Origin of the sequence: Providencia sp. CIM-Carb-044, assembly GCF_033901115.1 — a bacterium.
GTDB classification, from domain to species: Bacteria; Pseudomonadota; Gammaproteobacteria; order Enterobacterales; family Enterobacteriaceae; genus Providencia; species Providencia hangzhouensis.
The window spans coordinates 33,058-57,123 of record NZ_JAXADV010000014.1 but is presented as its reverse complement, the minus strand read 5'-3'; the positions used below and the strand labels follow the sequence as shown (position 1 = coordinate 57,123).

20 protein-coding genes are annotated in these 24,066 nt (G+C 40.7%); 15 read left to right on the top strand and 5 right to left on the bottom strand.

Going from position 1 to position 24,066, the window contains the following annotated elements; all coding sequences use genetic code 11:
* Positions 1-177: 177 nt before the first annotated feature.
* The 6 genes from cytR (at position 178) to rraA (ending at position 5,887) form a co-directional block, all read left to right on the top strand.
* On the top strand, positions 178-1,206 hold the full coding sequence (gene cytR / locus SJ312_RS19920; RefSeq protein WP_004265308.1) for a DNA-binding transcriptional regulator CytR: 1,029 nt from the start codon (positions 178-180) through the stop codon (positions 1,204-1,206).
* 73 nt (positions 1,207-1,279) lie between these two features.
* Entirely contained in the window at positions 1,280-2,086 is an 807-nt protein-coding gene (gene ftsN, locus SJ312_RS19915; protein ID WP_004265307.1) for a cell division protein FtsN, read from the top strand.
* A 169-nt stretch (positions 2,087-2,255) separates the two neighbouring features.
* Positions 2,256-2,786, top strand: coding sequence for an ATP-dependent protease subunit HslV (gene hslV, locus SJ312_RS19910; RefSeq protein ID WP_004265304.1), 531 nt, complete (start codon positions 2,256-2,258; stop codon positions 2,784-2,786).
* A gap of 11 nt (positions 2,787-2,797) precedes the next feature.
* Positions 2,798-4,132 (top strand): HslU--HslV peptidase ATPase subunit, encoded by a 1,335-nt coding sequence (gene hslU, locus SJ312_RS19905; protein ID WP_004265302.1) that lies wholly within the window; start codon positions 2,798-2,800, stop codon positions 4,130-4,132.
* Between the two features lie 187 nt (positions 4,133-4,319).
* The gene (locus SJ312_RS19900) at positions 4,320-5,243 is read left to right on the top strand and encodes a 1,4-dihydroxy-2-naphthoate polyprenyltransferase (protein WP_004265301.1); all 924 of its coding nucleotides are present in this window, start codon (positions 4,320-4,322) and stop codon (positions 5,241-5,243) included.
* A 119-nt stretch (positions 5,244-5,362) separates the two neighbouring features.
* Complete coding sequence (rraA, locus tag SJ312_RS19895) at positions 5,363-5,887, top strand: ribonuclease E activity regulator RraA (RefSeq protein WP_004265300.1); 525 nt, start codon at positions 5,363-5,365, stop codon at positions 5,885-5,887.
* A 369-nt stretch (positions 5,888-6,256) separates the two neighbouring features.
* On the opposite strand, the gene zapB is transcribed toward rraA, so the two are convergent.
* Entirely contained in the window at positions 6,257-6,496 is a 240-nt protein-coding gene (gene zapB / locus SJ312_RS19890) for a cell division protein ZapB (protein ID WP_110592824.1), read from the bottom strand.
* A 305-nt stretch (positions 6,497-6,801) separates the two neighbouring features.
* On the opposite strand from zapB, the gene SJ312_RS19885 reads away from it, so the two are divergent.
* From SJ312_RS19885 to SJ312_RS19875, 3 genes are all read left to right on the top strand, one after another.
* Positions 6,802-7,662, top strand: coding sequence for an MIP/aquaporin family protein (locus SJ312_RS19885; RefSeq protein WP_004265297.1), 861 nt, complete (start codon positions 6,802-6,804; stop codon positions 7,660-7,662).
* A gap of 3 nt (positions 7,663-7,665) precedes the next feature.
* A complete protein-coding gene (glpK, locus tag SJ312_RS19880) occupies positions 7,666-9,192 on the top strand; it encodes a glycerol kinase GlpK (protein ID WP_004265295.1) in 1,527 nt (508 codons plus the stop codon).
* Positions 9,193-9,416: 224 nt separating this feature from the next.
* A complete protein-coding gene (locus SJ312_RS19875) occupies positions 9,417-13,190 on the top strand; it encodes a hypothetical protein (RefSeq protein WP_319868255.1) in 3,774 nt (1,257 codons plus the stop codon).
* A 41-nt stretch (positions 13,191-13,231) separates the two neighbouring features.
* On the opposite strand, the gene emrD is transcribed toward SJ312_RS19875, so the two are convergent.
* Together emrD and SJ312_RS19865 are read right to left on the bottom strand one after the other, a co-directional pair.
* Positions 13,232-14,416 carry a multidrug efflux MFS transporter EmrD gene (emrD, locus tag SJ312_RS19870; protein WP_094961898.1) on the bottom strand — a complete coding sequence of 395 codons (1,185 nt, stop codon included), beginning with the start codon at positions 14,414-14,416 and terminating at the stop codon, positions 13,232-13,234.
* 144 nt (positions 14,417-14,560) lie between these two features.
* Positions 14,561-14,689 carry a hypothetical protein gene (locus tag SJ312_RS19865; RefSeq protein ID WP_256372551.1) on the bottom strand — a complete coding sequence of 43 codons (129 nt, stop codon included), beginning with the start codon at positions 14,687-14,689 and terminating at the stop codon, positions 14,561-14,563.
* Positions 14,690-14,872: 183 nt separating this feature from the next.
* Between SJ312_RS19865 and fpr the strand changes: the two genes are divergently transcribed.
* Positions 14,873-15,619: a ferredoxin--NADP(+) reductase gene (gene fpr, locus SJ312_RS19860; RefSeq protein WP_112308376.1), complete on the top strand. Its 747-nt coding sequence runs from the start codon at positions 14,873-14,875 to the stop codon at positions 15,617-15,619.
* Positions 15,620-15,693: 74 nt separating this feature from the next.
* On the opposite strand, the gene SJ312_RS19855 is transcribed toward fpr, so the two are convergent.
* On the bottom strand, positions 15,694-16,113 hold the full coding sequence (locus SJ312_RS19855; RefSeq protein ID WP_319868254.1) for a DUF805 domain-containing protein: 420 nt from the start codon (positions 16,111-16,113) through the stop codon (positions 15,694-15,696).
* A 35-nt stretch (positions 16,114-16,148) separates the two neighbouring features.
* Here SJ312_RS19855 and SJ312_RS19850 point away from each other — a divergent pair, with 35 nt between their 5' ends.
* The 5 genes from SJ312_RS19850 to SJ312_RS19830 all read left to right on the top strand — a co-directional run bounded on the left by SJ312_RS19850 (position 16,149) and on the right by SJ312_RS19830 (position 22,483).
* Positions 16,149-16,778 carry a DUF1454 family protein gene (locus SJ312_RS19850; RefSeq protein ID WP_172412255.1) on the top strand — a complete coding sequence of 210 codons (630 nt, stop codon included), beginning with the start codon at positions 16,149-16,151 and terminating at the stop codon, positions 16,776-16,778.
* A gap of 178 nt (positions 16,779-16,956) precedes the next feature.
* Complete coding sequence (gene tpiA, locus SJ312_RS19845) at positions 16,957-17,727, top strand: triose-phosphate isomerase (RefSeq protein WP_036959102.1); 771 nt, start codon at positions 16,957-16,959, stop codon at positions 17,725-17,727.
* Between the two features lie 425 nt (positions 17,728-18,152).
* The gene (locus SJ312_RS19840) at positions 18,153-19,097 is read left to right on the top strand and encodes an OmpG family monomeric porin (RefSeq protein WP_153674053.1); all 945 of its coding nucleotides are present in this window, start codon (positions 18,153-18,155) and stop codon (positions 19,095-19,097) included.
* Positions 19,098-19,522: 425 nt separating this feature from the next.
* On the top strand, positions 19,523-21,403 hold the full coding sequence (locus tag SJ312_RS19835; RefSeq protein WP_319868252.1) for a glycoside hydrolase family 3 protein: 1,881 nt from the start codon (positions 19,523-19,525) through the stop codon (positions 21,401-21,403).
* Positions 21,404-21,526: 123 nt separating this feature from the next.
* Entirely contained in the window at positions 21,527-22,483 is a 957-nt protein-coding gene (locus SJ312_RS19830) for an OmpG family monomeric porin (protein WP_004265276.1), read from the top strand.
* 213 nt (positions 22,484-22,696) lie between these two features.
* On the opposite strand, the gene SJ312_RS19825 is transcribed toward SJ312_RS19830, so the two are convergent.
* A complete protein-coding gene (locus SJ312_RS19825; protein ID WP_319868251.1) occupies positions 22,697-23,710 on the bottom strand; it encodes a sulfate ABC transporter substrate-binding protein in 1,014 nt (337 codons plus the stop codon).
* Positions 23,711-24,066 lie beyond the last annotated feature (356 nt).

Below are 24,066 nucleotides of genomic sequence, written 5' to 3'. Positions count from 1 at the left end.
GCCCTTAGAATTATTTTCAAAATTTGCGAAGTAGCTCTAAAAAATGACGCAAGTCACATTTTTTATGCAAACTAGGTAACAGATATTCTTGAGAAACCAATTAGAATAACCACTAATAATGACGTACTTGCGCCATTCAAAAAAAGCAAACGATTAAATCAATCTAAGGAAGGCGTTGTGGAAAGTAAAAAACACAATAACACGGCAACGATGAAAGATGTTGCTAGTGCCGCGGGCGTTTCGACAGCGACGGTGTCTAGAACACTTATGAACCCGGAAAAAGTTTCTTTGCAAACACGCCAAAAAGTCGAACAAGCGGTGATGGATGTTGGCTATTATCCTCATAACCTTGCTAGAAGCTATAAGCGCAATGAATCAAAGACTATTCTTGTACTCGTTCCTAATATTCGCGACCCTTTCTTTAGTGATGTCGTGTGCGGCATTGAAGAAATTGCCGCTCAAGAAGGCTATTTTGTTTTGATTGGGGACTGTAAACACCAAGAAAAACAAGAAAATGCTTTTATTAATCTCATTATTACCAAACAAATTGATGGCATGGTCTTACTGGGTTCCAATATTCCATTCGATATCTCAACCGAAGAGCAAAAAAACCTCCCTCCAATTGTGATGGCCAATGAGTTCGCACCTGAGCTAAAACTGCCTACCGTACATATCGATAACCTCACCGCCGCATTTAACGCAACACATTACCTACAAAAACAAGGCCATAAACTGATCGCTTGTATTGCAGGCCCTGACCATATGCCTTTAAGCCAATATCGTTTAGAAGGTTATAAAAAAGCCATGTTACGCACAGGTGAAAAACTGCGTGAAAATTATATTATTCGTGGTGATTTTACCCATGAGGGTGGCGCTGAAGCAGTGAAAACATTGATGTCACTTCCTGAACCACCGACAGCTATCTTTTGCCATAGTGATATCATGGCAATTGGTGCGATGTGGCAAGCGAAAAAAATGGGCTTAAAGCTCCCTGATGACCTTTCTTTTGTTGGTTTCGATAACTTAGAGCAAGCAAAATATACCTTGCCAGCCCTAACGACTATCAACCAACCTCGTGCTGAAATTGGCCATCATGCGATGCAATTACTACTTGAACAGATTCATGGGCACAATGTTAATCCAGGCTCACGTCTCCTAGATTCTGATTTAATCATTAGAGAGAGCACAAAAGCGCCTAAAAGCTAGTCAAAGTTGCTCAGGTTAAGTAACATGTTAACCCAAATGATGACTAACAATTGATAACTAGTGAATTAATAGCGTGGCACAAAAAGATTATGTAGCTCGAGGGCGCTCATCCGCCCGTAAAAAAAGCAAAGGTAAATCAAAGAAAGCACAAGGACTACCAATGACAACATTGGTTGTTGCTGTCGCGATTGTCGTGCTATTTGTTGGCGGCCTGTTTTATATCACTCAAAATAAAAAGGACACACCACAACCTCAGGTAGCCACTCCCACAACACCGGGTAGTACGCTTCCACCAAAGCCTGAAGAACGTTGGCGTTATATTAAGGAACTCGAACGTCGTGGTGTGGATATGCCAAATATTCAACAGCCGAGCACGGGGAATAATATTGTGCGCCCATCAGATTTAACACCTGAACAGCGCCAGCTATTAGAGCAAATTGATTCTGACAGACGCCAGCCTGTCACTAACTTGCAAGAAATACCTGCAAACGGTAAACCAGTGCCGCGTTCACAAGTGCTCATCAATGAGCCTGCTCAACCTATCGAGCCAGTACAACGTAAACCGGCGGCCAATATCCCTCCAAAACTTGAGGCTCAACCAACCGCGCCTGCAACTCAACCACAAACGGCACCAAGCACTAAACCGACAAACAGCTTGCAAAATATGGTTGTTCAATGTGGTTCATTCCGTACAGCAGAACAAGCCGAGTCTGTTCAAGCTACTTTAGCATTCTCAGGTATTGAAAGCCGTGTAAGCGCAGGTGGAGGTTGGCACCGTATCGTTTTAGGACCTTATTCCAAGTCCACTGCCGAAAAAATGCGTGACCGCGCAGCAGGTGCAGGTGTTTCCGGTTGTATTCTTCGTGCTTCTGGGGGTTGAAAAATTCCTCCTTCCCCCCCATGTACTGTTTTAATGTACTCATGAGCGGTACTTTGTGTCTTCAACCTAGTTCAAGTGATAGTTAATTAGACAACTATCACTTGAATTTAATCTTTTGAAAATCACATTTAACCGCATTCTTTTTTGTAATAAAACCAGGGGCTAACTCATGACAACAATCGTAAGTGTTCGCCGTAATGGCCAGGTCGTAATTGGTGGTGATGGACAGGCGACGATGGGTAATACCGTCATGAAAGGTAATGTCCGCAAAGTTCGCCGTTTATACAACGACAAAGTCATTGCCGGATTTGCCGGTGGCACCGCAGACGCATTCACATTATTTGAACTGTTTGAGCGCAAACTCGAACTGCATCAAGGCCATTTAACGAAAGCGGCCGTTGAACTTGCTAAAGATTGGCGTACCGACCGCATGCTTCGTAAATTAGAAGCCTTGTTAGCTGTCGCTGATGAACACACTTCACTGATCATTACGGGTAATGGTGATGTGGTTCAACCGGAAAACGACTTAATTGCGATTGGCTCCGGTGGCCCATATGCGCAATCAGCCGCACGTGCTTTGTTAGAAAATACAGACTTAAGTGCCAAAGAAATCGCTGAGAAAGCGCTCGCTATTGCAGGGGATATCTGCATTTACACCAACCATAATGTCAACTTTGAAGAAATTTCTTCAAAATCATAAGGATTGCTAGTATGTCCGAAATGACTCCACGCGAGATTGTCAGCGAACTCGACAATCATATTATTGGCCAAAATAAAGCCAAACGTTCTGTTGCAATTGCTCTGCGTAACCGCTGGCGCCGTATGCAGTTAAACGAAGTATTACGTCACGAAGTCACCCCAAAAAATATTTTGATGATTGGGCCAACAGGGGTAGGTAAAACTGAAATTGCCCGCCGCCTTGCGAAATTAGCCAATGCGCCATTTATCAAAGTTGAAGCGACCAAATTTACTGAAGTCGGCTATGTTGGTAAAGAAGTTGACTCGATTATTCGCGATTTAACTGACTCTGCCGTTAAAATGGTGCGTTTACAGTCTATCGAAAAAAATCGCTATCGCGCCGAAGAAATGGCTGAAGAACGTATTTTAGACGTTCTTATCCCACCAGCAAAAAATAACTGGGGGCAATCTGAACCAACGGATGAGCATTCTCCAGCCCGCCAAGCATTCCGTAAGAAATTACGTGAAGGCCAATTAGACGATAAAGAAATTGAAATCGAAGTCGCTGCATCCCCTATGGGTGTTGAAATTATGGCACCTCCAGGCATGGAAGAGATGACTAACCAGTTACAATCCATGTTCCAAAACCTAGCAGGCCAAAAACAGAAACCTCGTAAGATGAAAATCAAAGAGGCATTCAAACTGCTAGTTGAAGAAGAAGCGGCTAAATTAGTCAACCCTGAAGAGCTAAAAGAACAAGCGATTGAAGCGGTTGAACAGAATGGTATCGTCTTCATCGATGAGTTCGACAAAATTTGTAAACGCGGTGGCCAAAGTTCGGGGCCAGATGTATCCCGTGAAGGGGTTCAACGTGATTTACTGCCATTAATCGAAGGCTGTACCATTTCCACTAAGCACGGCATGGTCAAAACTGACCATATTCTGTTTATTGCTTCAGGTGCATTCCAAGTTTCGAGCCCATCAGACTTAATCCCTGAACTCCAAGGCCGCTTGCCAATTCGCGTTGAGCTACAAGCTCTGACAACTGAAGATTTTGTGCGTATTTTGACTGAGCCAAATGCCTCATTAACTGAACAGTATAAAGCGCTGATGGCAACAGAAGGCGTGAATATTGAATTCACGACTGACGGTATTCGTAAAATTGCAGAATCAGCATGGCAAGTGAATGAGTCAACCGAAAATATTGGTGCTCGTCGCTTACACACAGTGCTTGAACGCTTAATGGAAGATATTTCTTTCGATGCCAGTGACCGTAACGGGCAAACTATCCAAATCGATGCAGACTATGTCAGACAGCACTTAGATGAGCTGGTGGCAGATGAAGACTTGAGTAGATTTATTTTATAATCTTATTAATTATCTGGTTTTCATGTATCCTTAATATACATCGACTAAAGTGCAGCTTTTATCGCTGCACTTTTTTCTATGAAATATTCTGCCCATTGCATTGAAAATACTCAGGTATCTCTCTATATGATGGGTTATTAAATTATTAAGATCACATCTCTAAAGAGTTTGAATTATAGGTAACTGCATGCAGTCGACATCCTCAACAATAAGTCGTAAACAAGCTTGGATTGAAAGTCTCCGCCCTAAAACCCTACCATTAGGGGTGATTGCGATTGTGACAGGCTCTGCACTCGCTTATTTAACTAATAATTTTAAATGGCCTGTCGCTTTATTAGCACTTATCACAGCGGGTTTATTACAGATTTTATCTAACCTTGCGAATGACTATGGTGATGCGGTCAAAGGCTCTGATACGGCTGAACGCATTGGTCCATTACGTGGCATGCAAAAAGGCGTTATCACGCAAGCGGATATGAAAAAGGCGCTCAAGCTAAATATTACAGCGGCCTGCCTTTCCGGATTACTGTTAATTATTGTCGCATGTGAAAAACCCGAGGATGCCATTGGTTTTGTCGCATTAGGGCTTATTGCTATCGTCGCTGCTATTACCTATACCGTGGGCAAAAAACCGTATGGCTACCTAGGGTTAGGGGATATTTCTGTTTTAATCTTCTTTGGCTGGCTAAGTGTTATTGGGACTTATTATTTACAAGCAAATAGTTTTAATATCATCACTGTCCTACCCGCAACGGCTTGTGGGTTGCTCTCTGTCGCAGTATTGAATATCAATAATATGCGTGATATCGAAAATGATATTAAAGCAGGTAAAAATACCTTAGCAGTGCGCTTAGGTCCCCAAGGGGCTCGAATTTATCACACCATTATTATTGTTGCGGCTATTTTATGTTTGGCCTTTTTTAATCTAATTTATTTACACGGCTGGAGCGGTTGGCTATTTTTACTCGCCGTACCAATGCTAATGAACCATTTACGCCGTGTTCTCAGCGACCCAACCCCCGAAGGTATGCGCCCTCTATTGGAAAATATGGTGAAAGCCGCACTCGTGACCAACGTTTTATTTTCCATCGGCGTCGTAATGAGCAAATAATATTCACTATTTGTCGTTTTTTTGACTTTTTCCGCCTATTTTTAGGCGGGTAACTTTGCCAAGTACAGTTCAAAAGGGATATACTGGTTGCCTCTTGCAGCAAAAAAGACCTAACTCCTATGAAATATGATACTTCCGAACTCTGCGATATTTACCAAGAAAGCGTCAACGTGGTAGAACCCCTTTTCTCCAATTTTGGTGGACGTACTTCATTTGGCGGTCAAATCATTACAGTTAAGTGTTTTGAAGATAACGGCCTAGTGTATGATTTGCTGGAAGAGGATGGTACAGGGCGTATCCTACTCGTTGATGGGGGCGGTTCTGTCCGTAAGGCACTTATTGATGCTGAAATTGCAAGGCTAGCTGTTGACAACCACTGGGAAGGAATTGTGGTTTACGGTGCGGTTCGTCAGGTAGATACCCTGATGGAACTCGACCTCGGTATTCAAGCTATTGCTGCGATGCCGGCAGGCTGTCCAGATGAAGGCATCGGTGAAAGTGATATTCGTGTTAATTTCGGCGGTGTGACTTTCTTTTCAGGTGATTACCTTTATGCCGATAACACCGGTATTATCCTTTCTGAAGAGCCATTAACACCTTATGAGAACAACGGTTTTGTCGAAGATGACAATATCGACGCATAATCCGTTAAAAATTCTATAAATAAGGGCTGCAATAATTTGCAGCCCTTATTTTTATACTCTACTACGCGAGGTATGACGAAAGTTTCTCTAAACCCTACAATGCGAGATATAACAAAGATTTCTCTAAATAATTCGTGTTGTAGGTAGGCGGCAAAGTCGATAAGACCCTAGGAGCATACATGAGTATGTGACTAGGGCGAAGAGACGAAGCCAACACCCCTACAATGCGAGATATAACAAAAATTTCTCTAAATAATTCGTGTTGTAGGTAGGCGGCAAAGTCGATAAGACCCTAGGAGCATACATAAGTATGTGACTAGGGCGAAGAGACGAAGCCAACACCCCTACAACGCGAAGTATGACGAGAAATTACACTTCTTCCATCTTACCGAGCAAAGTGCGAAGACGCTCTTGCCAAGCTTGCTGCTCTTGTTTTAACTGTTCATTTTCACGCACCAGTAAATCCGTGCCTGATTTTGCTGTTTCAAGCTCTTGGCTTAACGCACCATTTTTATCTTTTAATTCATCGATTTCCATTTGTAACAGTGTGATTGTATCAATCGCTTGTTGCACTTTGGATTCTAGTTTCTCAAATACTTCAAATGACATAATTCTGGTCTCCCTTATCAGCTTTTACACGATTGTAAGTAGCATGATCCTCTGTGTCCAGTTCCTTCCTTCTGAATCGTAATAACCTTCATTAAAAAACACTGGTCAGATCACATCACAAAGGTCGAATCCATCACTATTTTTGATTGTTTTGTTTCGCTTTAGTGATGTAACACACACTTTTCAATTTCGATATTTCTCGTTTATGTTCTTTAACGATAAATTTACAGTTAATGATTTTCGATTAGAAAATCTTAACTTAAAAAAACATTACAATATTTTTCATTTTCGTAGGATAGAAACATATGAGCCAAATGACGACTACATCACTCACGGGTCAGTGCATCTCAGAGTTTTTAGGGACTGCGCTACTGGTCTTTTTTGGTCTAGGTTGTGTTGCTGCCGTTAGAATAGCGGGCGCACAACTAGGCCTGTGGGAAATTAGTATTATATGGGGCTTTGGCGTTGCTTTAGCCGTTTACCTAACCGCTGGCACCTCGGGTGCCCACCTAAACCCAGCCGTTACTCTCGCACTATGGCTATTCGCGTGTTTTGATAAGCGCAAAGTTGTTCCTTATATCATCGCACAGATGCTAGGTGGTTTCTTTGCTGCCGCATTAGTTTACTCAATGTATTCCCCTGTATTTTTCGATTACGACCAAGTCCATCACATCATTAGAGGCTCACAAGAAAGCTTATTTACTGCGGGTGTTTTCTCAACCTACCCAGCACCACAAATTAGTGTTCCTCATGCATTCTTTATTGAGGTCATTATTGCGGCCATTCTTGTTTGCTTAATACTCGCGCTAACCGATGATGGCAATGGTGTCCCACGTGGCCCACTTGCACCATTGTTAATCGGTATTTTGATTGCCGTTATCGGTGGGTCATTTGGCGCGCTCACTGGGTTCGCACTCAACCCTGCTCGTGACTTTGGTCCAAAGGTTGTCGCTTATCTCGCTGGTTGGGGTGATATCGCTCTGACTGGTGGCCGCGATATTCCTTATTTCCTTGTCCCATTGACAGCACCTATTGTTGGTGGTCTGCTAGGCGCATTCGCCTATCGCAAACTGATTGGTCGCCACTTACCTTGCATGGTATGTGAAGAAGAGACCAAAACAGAAAAATTATCCGTTAAAAACACCAAATCCTCGGAACAGGCTTAAATTATGACTACTGAAACCACTATTGCGAAAAAGTATATTGTTGCACTCGACCAAGGCACAACCAGCTCACGTGCTGTCGTACTCGACCATGATGCGAATATTGTCAGTATTTCACAACGTGAATTCACCCAAATTTATCCTAAGCCAGGTTGGGTGGAACATGACCCAATGGAAATTTGGGCATCACAAAGCTCAACACTAGTGGAAGTACTCGCTAAAGCGGATATCCGTACCGATGAAGTCGCTGGGATTGGGATCACTAACCAACGTGAAACCACTATTGTTTGGGAAAAAGCCACAGGTAAGCCTGTTTATAATGCAATTGTGTGGCAATGTCGCCGTACTGCTGACTTTTGTACCCATCTGAAACAAAATGACCGCGATTTAGAAGAGTATATTCGCCAAAACACCGGTCTGGTTGTTGACCCATATTTCTCCGGTACAAAAGTCAAATGGATTTTAGATCATGTTGAAGGTGCACGTGAGCGAGCTGAAAAAGGGGAGTTACTGTTTGGAACTGTCGATACTTGGCTCGTTTGGAAAATGACACAAGGGCGTGTTCATGTCACCGACTATACAAATGCCTCTCGAACCATGTTGTTCAATATCCGTAACCTCGAGTGGGATGACAAAATTCTCAAAGCGCTCAATATTCCACGAGCAATGCTTCCTGAAGTGCGCCCTTCTTCCGAAGTCTACGGGCAAACCAATATTGGGGGGAAAGGTGGGACTCGTATTCCAATTTCAGGAATGGCGGGAGACCAACAAGCCGCTCTGTATGGCCAACTGTGTGTCAAATCAGGAATGGCCAAAAATACCTATGGAACAGGCTGTTTCCTACTTCTGAACACGGGAGAGACTGCTGTACGTTCAAATCATGGCCTACTGACGACTATCGCGTGTGGCCCAAAAGGTGAAGTCAATTATGCACTTGAAGGCGCTGTATTTGTCGGAGGTGCCTCTATCCAATGGCTGCGTGATGAATTGAAATTAATTGATGAATCAACAGACTCAGAGTACTTTGCCACTAAAGTGAAAGACAGCAATGGCGTGTATGTTGTTCCTGCCTTTACTGGTTTGGGAGCTCCATATTGGGACCCATATGCGCGCGGTGCTATTTTTGGCCTGACACGTGGTGCAAACCGCAACCATATTATCCGTGCAACATTAGAATCTATCGCTTATCAAACCCGTGATGTACTTGATGCAATGCAAGCAGATTCAGGTGAGCGCTTAAAAGCACTACGTGTTGATGGTGGCGCTGTCGCCAATAACTTCTTAATGCAATTCCAGTCAGATATTTTAGGTACTCCTGTTGAACGCCCTGAAGTGCGAGAAAGCACTGCATTGGGAGCCGCTTACCTTGCAGGCTTAGCCGTTGGTTTCTGGAGTAATCTTGATGAGTTACAGAGCAAGGCGACCATTGAGCGTGTATTCAAACCAGGTATTGAAACGACGGAACGTAATTTCAAATACGAGGGATGGAAAAAAGCCGTAGCTCGTGCCCAAGAGTGGGAAGATCGTGGCTAATCCATCTTTTAATCTGTTTTATTTCTAATATCCCAAAGGCCATATGAATCATATGGCCTTTTTTATTTTATCCCTACAAGTATGACTTTCTTCTAATAACTAATTAGTTAATCAATGAAAATGCAGTTATTAAAACAATAATAAATTAGACCGTTTTTTGCAGTTTATTTAGAATAATATTTCAATAAAATTCAAAATTAACCCTCAAAAAATGGATTATGGTAATGGATAACCTTAAAATATTTGCTGATGAGATACAGCAAGACAACTTACAACTAGGATGGTATAAAAAAGGGAGAGTGGCAATTATTCGGCAAGATACCACCTTAATAAATGCATTAAAGGATAACCCTGAACTATCAGCTGACGGCGAAAAAGCATTTAAGTTATTCAGTTGGTTAAGCAATAAACCTCGCTTAGCGGATGAAAATAAAAAAACTTATTTATTAAGTGCCCTCGATACTGAACATTTCTCTGGATTTAGTTTCCACCCCAAGCAAAATTTATTTGTCGAAGGCTTTAATTCACCCCATGAATGGATTAATGGAGAAACCAGAGCACAAGCTCAGCTCGCTGATTTATTATTACCAAGCGGGCAATGGCATCGCCATTATAATATCGTCGTCTTGCCTGAAAATGCCAATGACAAACAAGTCGAGCTAGTTCGCCATTGGTTGGAACTCACCGGCGGCAGTTTATTGATAGTCAAAAATAAACACAAAAAACTATCAGCATCGACCCAACAACTCATTGATGAAATTAATCCAGTAGAGCCTATTGAGCAAGCCAGCCGCACCTTAGAAAATCACAGTTTCCAGCAAATTATCACCCTACCAACCCAAGCAATAAACTCATTGAAGCTAACCGATGAGTTACGAAAAAACAGCCAATATTTCTCAATATCTATAGAAAATATGAAGTATAACAAGGTGTTGTCTTTACATGACGTTCCAATTACAAAAACATCATCTTGGCAACAGATTGCCCATTCTGTCGAAACCGATGTAAATAAAATAATGGCAGTAAATCAGCTTCCTGCGGTTAAAATCCGCTATGAAAAGAATACCTTAAAACTTGTTGGTGAAAATATCATTTTTCGCCAGTTCCAATTGAAACAAACAAAACCGGCGATCTCTCGACATGATGCGCAAGAAAGCGTTCCTCAAATTCTACCTATTTTAGTAGCAGAAAACCCAGATGAGCTCCCAAATCAGTTAGTTGTAGGTGCCATAACAGGAAAACTACCAAATAGCCCCCATATTAAGGGTTACAAAATCCTTGAGCAGCCCAAATTTGGTCAATTAACGCTAAATAACACCACCAACGAATGGCAATACATTGCCAATAATGCAAAATTTAAAACCCACTCAGATCAATTTGATTTTATTGCTATGCTACCTAACGGGCAGCAATCCCAACCCTTTTCCATTCAGTTACAAACCGCAAATGCACCACAACTGCGCATTCCTGGTAAACGCACATATTCCACTCCAGACCCTGTTTATCATGAACCTCAACGGCGTTACAACCCAACACCAAGTGATATGCAAATCCATCATATTCAACTTGCGCAAACTCACCTGCAGAATATGACCGATAAGCATATGAGCTTAACGGCTAACCGCTGGGCGTTATTGAATGTAGAAATTACTAGCGAAACGGCGGCTAAATCCCCTAATATTGAAGCCATCGTCAGCAATAAAGAAAGAAAAATATTAGGTCGAGTGAGACTAACTGGCCCGGATCATTTGCCCCAAAAATTAACAGCGCTCCCCCAAAAGATGAATGTTTCCGCACAAAATTGGCATCAGCAACGCTTTACTGCTCCGCTAAAAGGCGAGTGGATACAACCGGATATCAACCTTGTTATCACTGTTAATGGCAAACCCATTATCACCGAAGAAACCAACCAATATGGTCTATTTTCACCTAATGTTACCCTTGATAGCCATCTAATTGTTCAGGTTGATAATCACAGTTTATATCAACAAGGTCATGGCATTTATCCCTACTCTCCTTTAAGCTGGGGGCAGGAAGCAGCGACAATTTTGCCTATTGGGCAGCTGACAGTGCATAGCCTTCCTGCTACAGTGAGTCACCCAAGCTTAACGCCACTTAGGACTAACACCAATAGCAACACCATTCCGTTTATTCATCCTCATTATGATAACCCTGAAGAGATTGACTATCACCCCAGTGCACAAATCTTTTGGGCTTATAATAAGAGCCATAAATACCAAACTGCTAACAATGCTGATTCTGATTATCAATATACTGCGATTGAAACCCTACCTTCAAATGTTGGCACTGCGCTATTAGGGCTTGGGTCGCCCAACAACGGTGGCGGAGTTCATGAACCTAACGTGATGTTTCATGAGATTTTTGGTCACGGTCTTGGCTTGCCTCATACCAATAAACTAGGTGATGATGATAAGTTAGTATACCCTTACGACCCTCACAGCCATGGCAAAAACCCAGCTTATAACCAATCTAGGCAATATTATGTCACTTATCACGATCTCCATAGTCACTTAAAACAGGCTATGCCGACCATGTTTTCTAGTTTTGTGCCTTTTAGGAGCGGTGCTTATGATGCATTTTTGCCTCATCCTGATGTCTACAACCAAAAAATTCACCAATTTTTAAGCAAAAGAATACGCTGGCAAAGCAATAAAACTAAAGGGGAGGATACTGAAGATGGCGGGTTTGCAGGAGACGGCTTTTATCAACGCTGGGATCAAATTAACAAACAATGGGTCACACTAACTCAACAGAATTACTCAAAATATTATCACCTAACGCAAATTGAGCAATTCCCTCATCAACGTGATGTAGCGATTTATTGGATACAGCATCAGTTTACTAAAATGGCAGATAATACCCCACACCCTTATAGCACCATCACGGTTGACCGTACCATAGGAAGCTTGCCGGCCGATTACCATAACCTAAAAACAGGGGTTGGCCGTCCATTTGATATTAATGGTGACTATGCATTAACCGTCACTTATGCAACTCCGAATGGGTTATCGACCGAAGTATTGCAAATCCGACGTACAGAGAGCTTCAATATTGCAGATAAAGGCGAATTGGTTCAGTTTACTGTACATGAATTGAACTACAAAAAAGAGCTTGGGCAGTTGATCTCCCACTATAACAACCCGGATTCATTAGCTTGCCGTGTATTAACAAACAGTGATGGCTATTTATTACCCAACCAGCTGATTCTCGATAATTATTGGCAAGGTGCCCCTATTTACTGGGCAGCAACAGAAGAAGGCTTAATTGATTTTTCGACAGGTAAAGTCAATCTCGACAAAATCACCTCAAAAAGTGCACTTTGCGCCAAGTGGGTTGAAAAAGGCCGGTTACATCAACAATATTTTTCATTATCTGACCCATTTGGCCAAGATTCGCAGGTTGATACCTCTTTGAACTTTATTGCGCTCAATCACCTTGATACTCACGCAAGGCATTACTCAGCAATACCCGATGTGATCTACTACACAGTCGAGCAACCTTTAGTTGCTGATGTAAACTTCGAACAAACGGTGGATATTACTCACCTAAACTTGCCTGATGGCCAGTACTCTTTTTGGGTCACACTAAGGACAAGTGATGACCAAAAACAAATTCAAGAAAGCATACCAATAGAGGAATGGTATTTTTCAGTACAACAAAATCAATTAACAATAAAAGGCACGATAGACAGCACCCCTGAGTTAAAACTGGATGGAATACTCATTCATATTGATCAACACTTGCAGGACAACACGGCACCGAAGTTGATTTGGCTCCAACAAAACACTCAAAATCCAACAGGGCAATTAGCAGAAAATACAAAATTTCTAGATGCCAACCAACCGGTAATATTTAATTCTGGAATCATTTTACCGGAACTTATATCATCAATGCCAGAAGAGGAACCTAGCTCCTTGTATTCATCGGTGCTATCAATTCCGCCACAAAAGCAAGCTGATATACTGCTAAGCGCGTAATTTGATGGTCAGGCTGTCTTTTGCAGCCTGACCATATACTATTAAACCATGCGTTCTGAGTGATTCATACGTTTTGCTAAAGGCAACCAGCACAACAATACAAGCATCGACATTAAAAACATCAACAATCCTAAACTAAACTGCCCGTTCTGTGGTAACAAGGCGGAAACCCAAGTCGCAACACCTGAACCGACATTTTGTAAGCCGCCAACAAGTGCTCCTGCAGCACCTGCCAAATAAGGGAAAGGCTCCATAGCCCCTGTCGTTGCTAAGGGAAATAACATACCAGCGCCAAAGAAAAATACCGCTGCTGGGACTAACAATGTCCATGTATTCATAATCCCAAACCAGCCTGGCACCCACATCATAAAGCCAGCCAATAAACAAATAAGCACTGAGTGCCACATCAAATTATAAAACGTTTTTCCCTCTCGCCCTGCATACCAAGCGCCAAAGAAAGCGGCAGGAATCGGCAATATAAATAAAATACTCACGGTGATACTGCTTAGCCCTAATACACCACCCATCAATACACCACTGCTGGCTTCAAATACCGCTATCCCAGCTAACGCACCAACTAGCATGGCAAGGTAAGAGAGAAATGAACCACTTGAAAGTAATTCACGATATGAGGCCAACATTCTGTGCTTTTCTGGGGAAACCGGCCGCGTTTCTGGTAGCCAACGATACATACTCAATAATACTGAGGCTCCTAAGATAAATAGGAAAATATAGCAAGCATGCCAGCCCCAAAAGTGCGCTAATATTCCGCCAAACATGGGAGCCAATAATGGGCTGACTAACACCCCCATATTTAATAGGCTATTTGCATAACGCAGCGCTGTGCCTTTATATAAGTCACGAGGCATTGTTCTTGCCATTACACCGGCAACACCAGTTCCTAGCCCTTGTAACCCACTTGCCACTGTAAGTATATTTAGCGTTGGCGCGAAAATTGCCACAACCGTTGAAAATAAGAAAATCGTTAAACCGGTTAAAATAACAGGTCGGCGACCAATTCGGTCAGATAGCGGCCCATAAACTAACTGCGAAAAACCATAAGAAAATAAATAAGCCGCCATTACTTGTTGAACAGCACCAGAGGGCTCATTAAAATAAGCGGCAATTTCAGCAATGACAGGAACATAAATAGTTTGTGTCATTTGGCCGACTGCTGCCAATGCAATTAGCATTAATAGCAAATTAAAATGTTCCAGTTTTCTCATTTTTCTCTCAAATACATCCAATAATTCAAATGCACGCTATTTCGGACACAAAATAACGCCGCATTATTTCATTGTAATAACGCAAAATTATTTAGGTGCTTAATTATCAATATAAAAATACTGCTCTACGCTTTTATGCCATTTTTAATAAATAGCAAATAATGCGTTTTGCTTGAGTGTGACTAAGATAACAAAAGCAGCCATCTTTTCGTAGTAGTGCGACATTTTATATTTTTCAACAATGGCAGTAATATTCGCCAGCATTGTCAACATAACTGTACATTGAACTTTAAAATAGACCAATATTAAGAATAAAACACTGGAACACATTATCGATAAGCATAAATAATGAACTGTTTTAGTATTAAATCCTAGTGAACCATGCTTTGGCTCATTCACATCAAAAATGAGTTATTTTTCAGATGGTCGATTTTAAAATATGAAGAGGTGGGATCTATGGCAAATTGGGTAACAGGAACAGTGATTGAAGCCAAATTTTGGACTGATTCATTATTCAGCTTAGTCATTGAGGCGCCAATTAAACCCTTTACCGCCGGACAATACGCCAAACTGGCACTCGAAATCGAAGGCGAACGTATTCAGCGAGCTTATTCTTACGTCAACGCACCTAGTGATAACCGACTTGAATTTTATTTTGTCATCGTCCCCGAAGGGAAACTTAGCCCAAAATTAGCACAATTAAAACCCGATGATACGTTACAGATCACGGATGAAGCAGCGGGTTTCTTCGTTTTAGACGAAATACCCGAATGTAAAAATTTATGGATGTTATCAACAGGTACCGCCATTGGGCCTTTTTTGTCTATTTTACAGGAAGGCAAAGACCTTGAGCGCTTCGAGAACATTGTTTTACTCCACGCTGTCCGTTATGAGAAAGATTTAAGTTATTTGCCCTTAATGAAAAAGTTGGAACAACAATATCAAGGGAAATTAAAAATTGTCACCGTGGTGAGCCGCGAACAATGTACAGGTTCATTATATGGCCGTGTTCCAGCCTTAATTGAAAATCATGCACTCGAAGACGCTGTTGGCCTAGCCCTTTCGCCTGACACCTGCCACGTTATGCTATGCGGTAACCCTGAAATGGTCAGGGACACTCGCGATACACTAAAAAATAACCGTAACATGGTTAAACATTTACGCCGCAAACCTGGCCATATTTCGAGTGAGCAATACTGGTAATTTAGCATGCTACCCTGAAATATTTTCAGGGTAGCATTCATGTTATATGGTAGTCGGACTACATGGCATTGACGCTATAAATAATCCACCGTTTCTGTTTCTTCACCGTAGTGATTAACACCATCCATCCCCACAAAAGCTCCACAATCAAGTACCATTATTATAGTAATTAATAATGGTAAAAAGCGCCCTATCCCCCATTGCCATACAGGTTCAAATTGGCTGACGTCGATTGAAAAAAGAGCAAATGCCAATAAAATCAGCGCAAACCACCCACCCGATTTTCCACGGTCATGTAAACGCTTCACAAAGATAGCGGCCAAAGGGTAAAGTAGTAAAATAAATAACGATATAGCAAGTGTTTCAGAGAATAGCAGTGCATTTTGTAACAGGGCAATTACCGTCATTAAAATAAAAATGACTGCAATACCTACCCAAAATGGCCGGCGACCGATACGGCCTTTGAAGGAAAAAGCCCATTGTTGTAATGTCATTACCTATAATCCTGATACAATGTGGAAAACTAAAAATGAGTGGCTCAAAAATGACCCAAACTTTATTTCGTTCTGTATACGCCATCATAACCATTTTTGTACTTAGTGTGCCACAACTGGCTTTTGCTCAAAAAGTCCCAACGCTGCCAGATACTGACTTTGAGGTCTCCTATTTGGCCCCTGATGCGCCTTCTTTTAACCTCACTATTCCTGAATTACGTAACCAATTCAATCAAGCATACAAAGACTTATATCTTCATGAATATAAAGTAATTGCTAGCCAAGATATCGCAGCTCCCTATATTCGAGCAGCTTCTCGAATTAACCAACAAATTTATTCCTCTGCGGTGTTAGAACGCGGAAGTGAAAAAATTAAAAGTTTACAGATCACATTACTACCGTCTGATAACCCACAAGAAAACCAAAAAAATCGACAATTAATGGAAAGTTATACCATGGCAATGGTCCGTATATTTGCCCCTGAAGTTTCACTGGATAAAGCCCCTGAGCTTACGGAAGCCTTAAATAAATTTATTGCCAATAATAGTGCAACTCACGCGGAAGAAGCTCGATTAGGCGCTTTAAGATATATTTTAGTAAAAAGTGACAATAATGTGCTTACTTTTGCTGTTGAACCGATTAAGCTAGAACAACAAACACCCTAAACTGACTGTGATCACGCTCTAAGAACAAGCATGATGAAAAGCAAAGCTATTATTATCCATTGTTCTTATAATGCAGAAGGTGAATGGCGACAACATTGTCACGTTACGCGTGTAACATAAGCGTGTGATGAATAACTTATTGATTAATCATTCAAACTCTCTGGTTGGAGGAAATAACATGCGACATCCATTGGTAATGGGTAACTGGAAACTAAACGGCAGCACACAGATGGTCAATGACCTCGTCGCTGGCTTGCGTAATGAACTCAGCAGCGTTGATGGCTGTGATGTGGCTATTGCACCACCTGCGATTTATTTGACTCAAGCTAAACATGCGTTAGCAGGCAGTCGCATTGCATTAGGTGCACAAAACGTTGACGTTAACCTATCAGGTGCATTTACAGGTGAAACCTCTGCTGAAATGTTAAAAGATGTTGGCGCCAAATACATCATTATCGGCCACTCAGAGCGCCGTACTTATCACAACGAAAGTGATGAATTTGTCGCTAAGAAATTTGCTGTCTTAAAAGAACAAGGTCTGATCCCAGTACTGTGTATTGGTGAAACTGAAGCTGAAAATGAAGCGGGTAAAACCGAAGAAGTCTGCGCTCGTCAAATCGATGCCGTATTGAATTCTTTAGGTGCAGAAGCTTTCCAAGGTGCCGTTATCGCTTATGAGCCAATCTGGGCTATCGGTACAGGTAAATCAGCAACACCAGCACAAGCACAAGCAATCCATAAATTTATTCGTACTCATATTGCGAAAAAAGATGCAGCCATTGCTGAACAAGTTATCATCCAATACGGCGGCTCTGTTAATGCCAGCAACGCAGCTGAGCTATTTACCCAGCCAGATATCGATGGTGCCTTAGTGGGTGGTGCTTCTCTGAAAGCTGACGCTTTTGCTGTTATTGTTAAAGCGGCTGCTGAAGCGAAAAAATCTAAATAAGGTTATTTTAATACCTTGAGATTAACCGCCAAATATTGGCGGTTTTTTATTTTAATTAATTCCAACATGAATAAAAGCATCACATCAATATTTTTATTATTCTCATAATTACCAACCATATAATACAATTACCACTTAGTTTTAAATTTAATTAATATTTATTAATTAAATTTAAAACTAACAAATAAACATATGATTAAAAATCTTAAATAAAGTTATAAATAAAAATACACCTTTATACCGACAATAATAAAACTCCCAAAAATAACAACAAGATGCAACTTATTAGATTTTTAATTTATATATACCATTCATCATCTATTAAATAATAACGGTAGACAATCTATAAAAGTTAATACACATTTATCTCTCTAATCGCTCAACTAGATAATTAACACTAATAAAACTCACCCTGAAGGATAAATATGAAATATATAGTTGGTTTAATCTATAGCATCATAATTATATTCCCTACAATTTGTTTCTCTGAATTAAATAATGACTCTTGGCGAGTTAATACCAATATCTATTTGGAAATAGAAGAATATCAAGGACAACGGGATTCATTTAATAATAAAGTCTACGATAAAATCAGCACCGTTGGGCAACTAAAGCTTTTCAACCCGCAATCTGCCTGGCGCTTTGCTCTTGAACACCGCGAATCTTTAAGGAATCATGGCCGTAACTTCACGACTTCACGGGATTCTTACATTAGAAATCGCACGCAAATTGATGCTATCAAGAAAATGATTAACACCCCAACATCAGACTTAGAGCTTGGTTTTCGTTACAGAAAAGAGTCAAACGATGTCGAACCCAACACCAAAGCACGTTCTTCGAATCGTTTATATGGCTTAACTCCTGCCGGCGAGTACCGTTTCAATGATAATTGGTCTTTTAACTTTTGGCTCTCTTATTTTTATTACAGTAATTATTTCAATGACAGCAGCCATGAAGCAGAAACCGAATATGGTGTGACCTATAAATATTCAGATGCATTAAAAGCAAAATTCACTGTTTATATTGATAACCAATGGGATAAACATTTCAGCACCCGCTTTTTACAATCACAAGTTCGTGCGTACCTACCCATTACCATTAAACCCAACTGGAAAATCACCCCCTATGCACGTTATTTCTTACAAGAAAATACCTATGATAAAAATAATTATTTAACACAGGAAATTAAAAATGGCTTCCGCATTGGCTCTCTCGTGGAATACCAAGTCACCCCATCACTGACTTTATGGAGTGAGTTTGCCTATGAGCCTTCAACATGGAAATCACCTAAAAAGAATGGAATTACGTCAGGATATGATAATAAACAAACGCTATACCTAAGTAAAATTGGCGTAAAATACCAATGGTAACCTTTGGTTTGTAACTAACTTATTTCTCTTAAAAAAATAAGCCATGTGAAATATCATATGGCTTATATATTTTAAATTAGAAAACTACTTAAATATAAGAATAAAATATATTAAAAAGCAAATAATTAGTGAAAACATTAATTTTTTACGCTCTACCGTCGATTTAAATACCATTTAATTATAATTTATACTTACGTCACATAACAAAATAATATCAAGTTGAAATTATTCTAGGTTAAAATTAATTATTCTTGATAATTTGCTATTTAATATCAATGAGATAAATAAAGACCCCTTCTCTATCTATTTGTACGCTATTCCTCTTACTCTGAAAGAGAGAATACTATCAACTGTGAGCACTCTCACATCATAAATATATCCAGCCACTTATTATTTTTTGAAAAATAACTTAGGGAAAATGAAAAATGAAGAAATTCACTTTACTTAGTGCTTGTATTTTCAGTGCATTTTCAATGGCTAACCCAATAACACAAGCCCAATTGAATGAATTATGGCAAGACAAACAAAAGTCTGCACAAGAAATAGTAAATAATATGTCCGAGGCTGAGAAAATTGGTCAGCTCTTCATGTTAGATTTCAGATATTGGAATAAAGACAGCCATGGAGAACCCGCTCCTTTTCTCGTTATGAATGATGAAGTTTCTAAGGTTATCAATCAGTACCATCTCGGTTCGGTGATCCTATTTAGAGAAAATCTGATTGATACACCACAAACTGTGGAGTTAATTAATAAACTTCAATCTTCCCGCAGTAACCTTCCACTATTTATTGGTACCGACCAAGAAGGGGGTTATGTCACCCGCTTACGCGTAGGCACCGAAATGCCCGGAAATATGGCATTAGGCGCAACACGTAACCCAGCCCTCGCAGAGCTAACAGGGATGATCCACGGCTATGAGCTATCCAGTCTTGGTTTTAATATCAATTTTGGCCCAGTTGTTGATGTTAATAACAACCAAAATAACCCAGTGATTGGGGTACGCTCATACTCAGATGATAAAAATTTAGTTGGCACTCTGGCCACCAGCTATATTCAAGGCATTCATAAATATAATTTATTGACGTCACTTAAACATTTCCCGGGTCATGGAAATGTCTCTGCTGACTCCCATGTTGATTTACCCGTTGTTAATTCCGACGCGAAAACATGGCGAGACACTGAACTCGTCCCATTCAAATACGCGTTATCTCATGGTGCTGATGCCGTCATGACCGCACATATCATTGTACCAGCACTGGATGACGATAAGATCACCACACTTGCAGGTAAACAAGTTGGCACCCCAGCGACGCTTTCCAAACCTATTTTGCATGGTATTTTACGCGATGAGCTCAACTATGACGGCTTGATAGTGACAGATGCCATGGACATGGGGGCTATTGCTGACAACTTCGATATTAATTGGGCGGTAGAAACCTCGTTACTCGCTGGCTCAGATATTATTCTTATGCCAATTAAAATGTGGGACTCCCAAGCGGTTTCTCGTTTAGATAACATGTACCGCTATTTAGAAACACAAGCAGAGAAAAACCCAGAACTGAAAAAACGTATTGATGAATCCGCAAAACGTGTAGTGCTGAAAAAGCTTCAGCAAGAAATTACAGCACAACCAATAGACTTAGTGAAGGCAGAACAAGTCGTCGCATCAAAAGGCCATAAAGATATTGAAAATATGGTTTCTGAGCAGGCTATCACATTAATTAAAAATGAGAATGTGCTGCCCTATCAATTAAAACCGCTGAATCGAATTTTCATTATTTCTGATGAAAAGCCACGCAATACCTTAATTCAAAAACAGTTAAATGATATCGCACAGGAAACGGGGGTTGCTATTATTACAGGCGAAAGTGTCGTTAAATTGAATGAAAATACGCTAACTCAAGATGAAGCAAAAAAACTGGTTCAAAACCAAGATTTGGTATTACTGACGACCTACAATTTAAAGGATACGCCAACGAATGCTCAGCTTATCATTGATGCTGCAAACCAACTTAAAACCCCTATTGTTGTTATCTCTTCACGTAACCCCTATGACATTGCATACCTAAACGATGTAAACGCAAATATTGCCATCTATGGTATTACCGGATTTGATATCACCAATAATAACCGCAATTCGTTAGAAACCAATATTCGCAGCGGTTTACGGACATTATTTGCTAACACTCACGGCCAGCCGCTAAACCCACCTCAAGGGTTGCTACCCGTTAATATTAAAAACTCACAAGGTAACAAAGTGCTGTTCCCTTATGGTCATGGTGAAACCTACTCCACAATCAATTAATTACACAACCTATTAATTATTAACAATGATTTAGCCTTTATACCCCACGGTATAAAGGCCAGACACTAACGCCTTGGACTAAGGCATAAAAAATAAAATATACATAAAAATTAAAGGGTTAAAATGAAAACTTCACTGAATGGTTTACTTTTTGTTACTCTCACAGGATTGACAACATCCGTTTTCGCAGCTGATCAGGTCAATAATGATTACTGGCGCGTTTCTTCCAACGTCTATATGGAACTCGAAAAATTTGAAGGACACCATAATACCAGCGGTCGTAAGGTCTACGACAAAACCACGATGGTTGGCCAGCTATTTTTAGCGAATCCTGAATCAAAATGGAGCTTTTTTCTGGAACATAAGGAATCATTAAGAAGCTACAACCACAATTTCTCAACATCCAAAGATTCTTTTATTCGTAATCGTACGCAAATTGGCGCTACTCGGAAAATGTATGCGAGCGATATTGGTCAGTTCAATTTGAATGTCACCTATCGTAAGGAATCAAATGACTCCGCACCGGGCACACAGGCACGGCCATCGAATACTATGTTTTGGTTAATGCCTAGCGGGACATACAATTTCAATGATAAGTGGGCATTTAACTTTTGGGATGCGGTTTACCATTACGATAATTTCCATGCCCCCAATAGTTATGAGTGGGAATCCGAACACGGACTTGTTTATAAGGTCAACGACTCTGCAACCGCCAAAGTCTATCTATACACCGATTGGACATGGGATAAAGACTTTAATAAGACATGGGAACAAAACCAAATTCGCGGTTATTTTCCTATCACGTTAAATCAGGACTGGAGCGTAATGCCTTATTTTCGTTATTATTTAAATGAACATAACTACGATAGTAACAAACGCACTACCCAGAAAGTTAAAGACGGCTACCGTGTCGGGACACAAGTTTTTTATAACTTAACACCAAAACTAACACTATGGGGCGGCTTCGCAGTTGAACCTAGTACTTGGGAAAACCCAAAAAATGCAGGTATCACCTCAGGTGGCAACAACCGCCAAACATTTTATCTTGGCCAGTTAGGTGTCAAATACCAGTGGCAATAAATTAACCTCATTCCTAGTCTGCCCCTCACAGGCTAGGAATAATACCCCATTTTAATCCTGTTTTTATTATACCCGCCCTTAACTATCATTACTCAAAATAGTTCGTGCTGTAGCTAGGCGGCAAGAAAAGCTAATCCCTAGAAGCATACACCAGTATGTGACTAGGGTTAGCGAACGTAGCCAACAACGCTACAGTGCGAAATATGAAGAGTATTAGCGTTGGATGATTTCGTCGAACACCCCCCCATTCGCAAAATGAGTTGCTTGTGCCGCTTGCCACCCTCCGAAACTTTCATCTACCGTCAGTAACTTAAGCTCAGGAAACTGCTGCTGATATTTTTTAGCCACTTCCACATTTCGTGGACGATAGTAGTTTTTCGCTGCAATTTCCTGCCCTTCAACTGAATAGAGGTGCTCTAGGTAAGCTTCGGCAACTGCCCTGCGGTCACGTTTATCGATAGTTTTATCAACAACAGCGACAGTTGGCTCAGCAAGAATCGAAATACTTGGCGTCACTATCTCAAACTGCCCACTTTCCCCTAACTCATTGATAGCGAGTAAAGCCTCATTCTCCCAAGCAATTAATACATCACCTATACCGCGTTCAACAAAACTATTGGTTGCGCCGCGAGCCCCCGAATCGAGTACTTCCACATTTTTATAGAGCTGTTTAACGAATTGTTTCGCTTTTTCAGGGTTTTGCTGATTTTTATCTAACGCATAGCCCCATGCTGCTAAGTAATTCCAACGTGCTCCGCCGGAGGTTTTCGGGTTTGGTGTCACCACGGAAACGTCTTTGCGGACTAAGTCGTCCCAATCTTTGATATTTTTCGGGTTATCTTTACGAACGAGAAAGACGATAGTCGATGTATAAGGAGCTGAATTATCGGGGAGCTTTTTTATCCAATTTTTATCTATACGGCCACTTTGTGCTATAGCATCAACATCATAGGCTAAAGCTAAGGTAACAACATCGGCTTCTAATCCATTCACCACTGATATGGCTTGCTTACCTGAGCCACCATGAGATTGCCGAACGGTAACGGTATCGCCCGTTTTCTTTTTCCAATAATCACTGAACTCCTGATTATATTGCTGATAAAACTCACGAGTCGGATCATAAGACACATTCAACAATTGAATATTTTTCGCCCAAGCCCCTGTTGCTAGCAGCAATAGCAATGCCGTCGTAAATTGTGATTTTGTTACCTGCCATGAACGTGTCATCCACATTTCCTCATTAAATTTATGATAAGAAGAGGCTGACAGATAGCATCAATTACGGGAAATAATTAAAAAGAAAAACTTATAAGAATGAGGAATATGTGAACAAAGAATAAAAGATAAAGACTTACAAATAACCCTCTTTTAAAACGTATCGTTTATTCCACATTAGGAAAAAGCCATGTAACACTCAAAAGGGTTTAAGCGATATTAGCGTTCGCAAAAGTCAGCTGGCCATTTTTATTATGGCCAGCCTTCTGAAAAAGTATATTTGGTAAATAGAGTATTTGATCTGCAACCTAGAATAGGATAAAAACGTTTAAATCTATTTCCTTATTTACAAGAGTACCCTATTATCA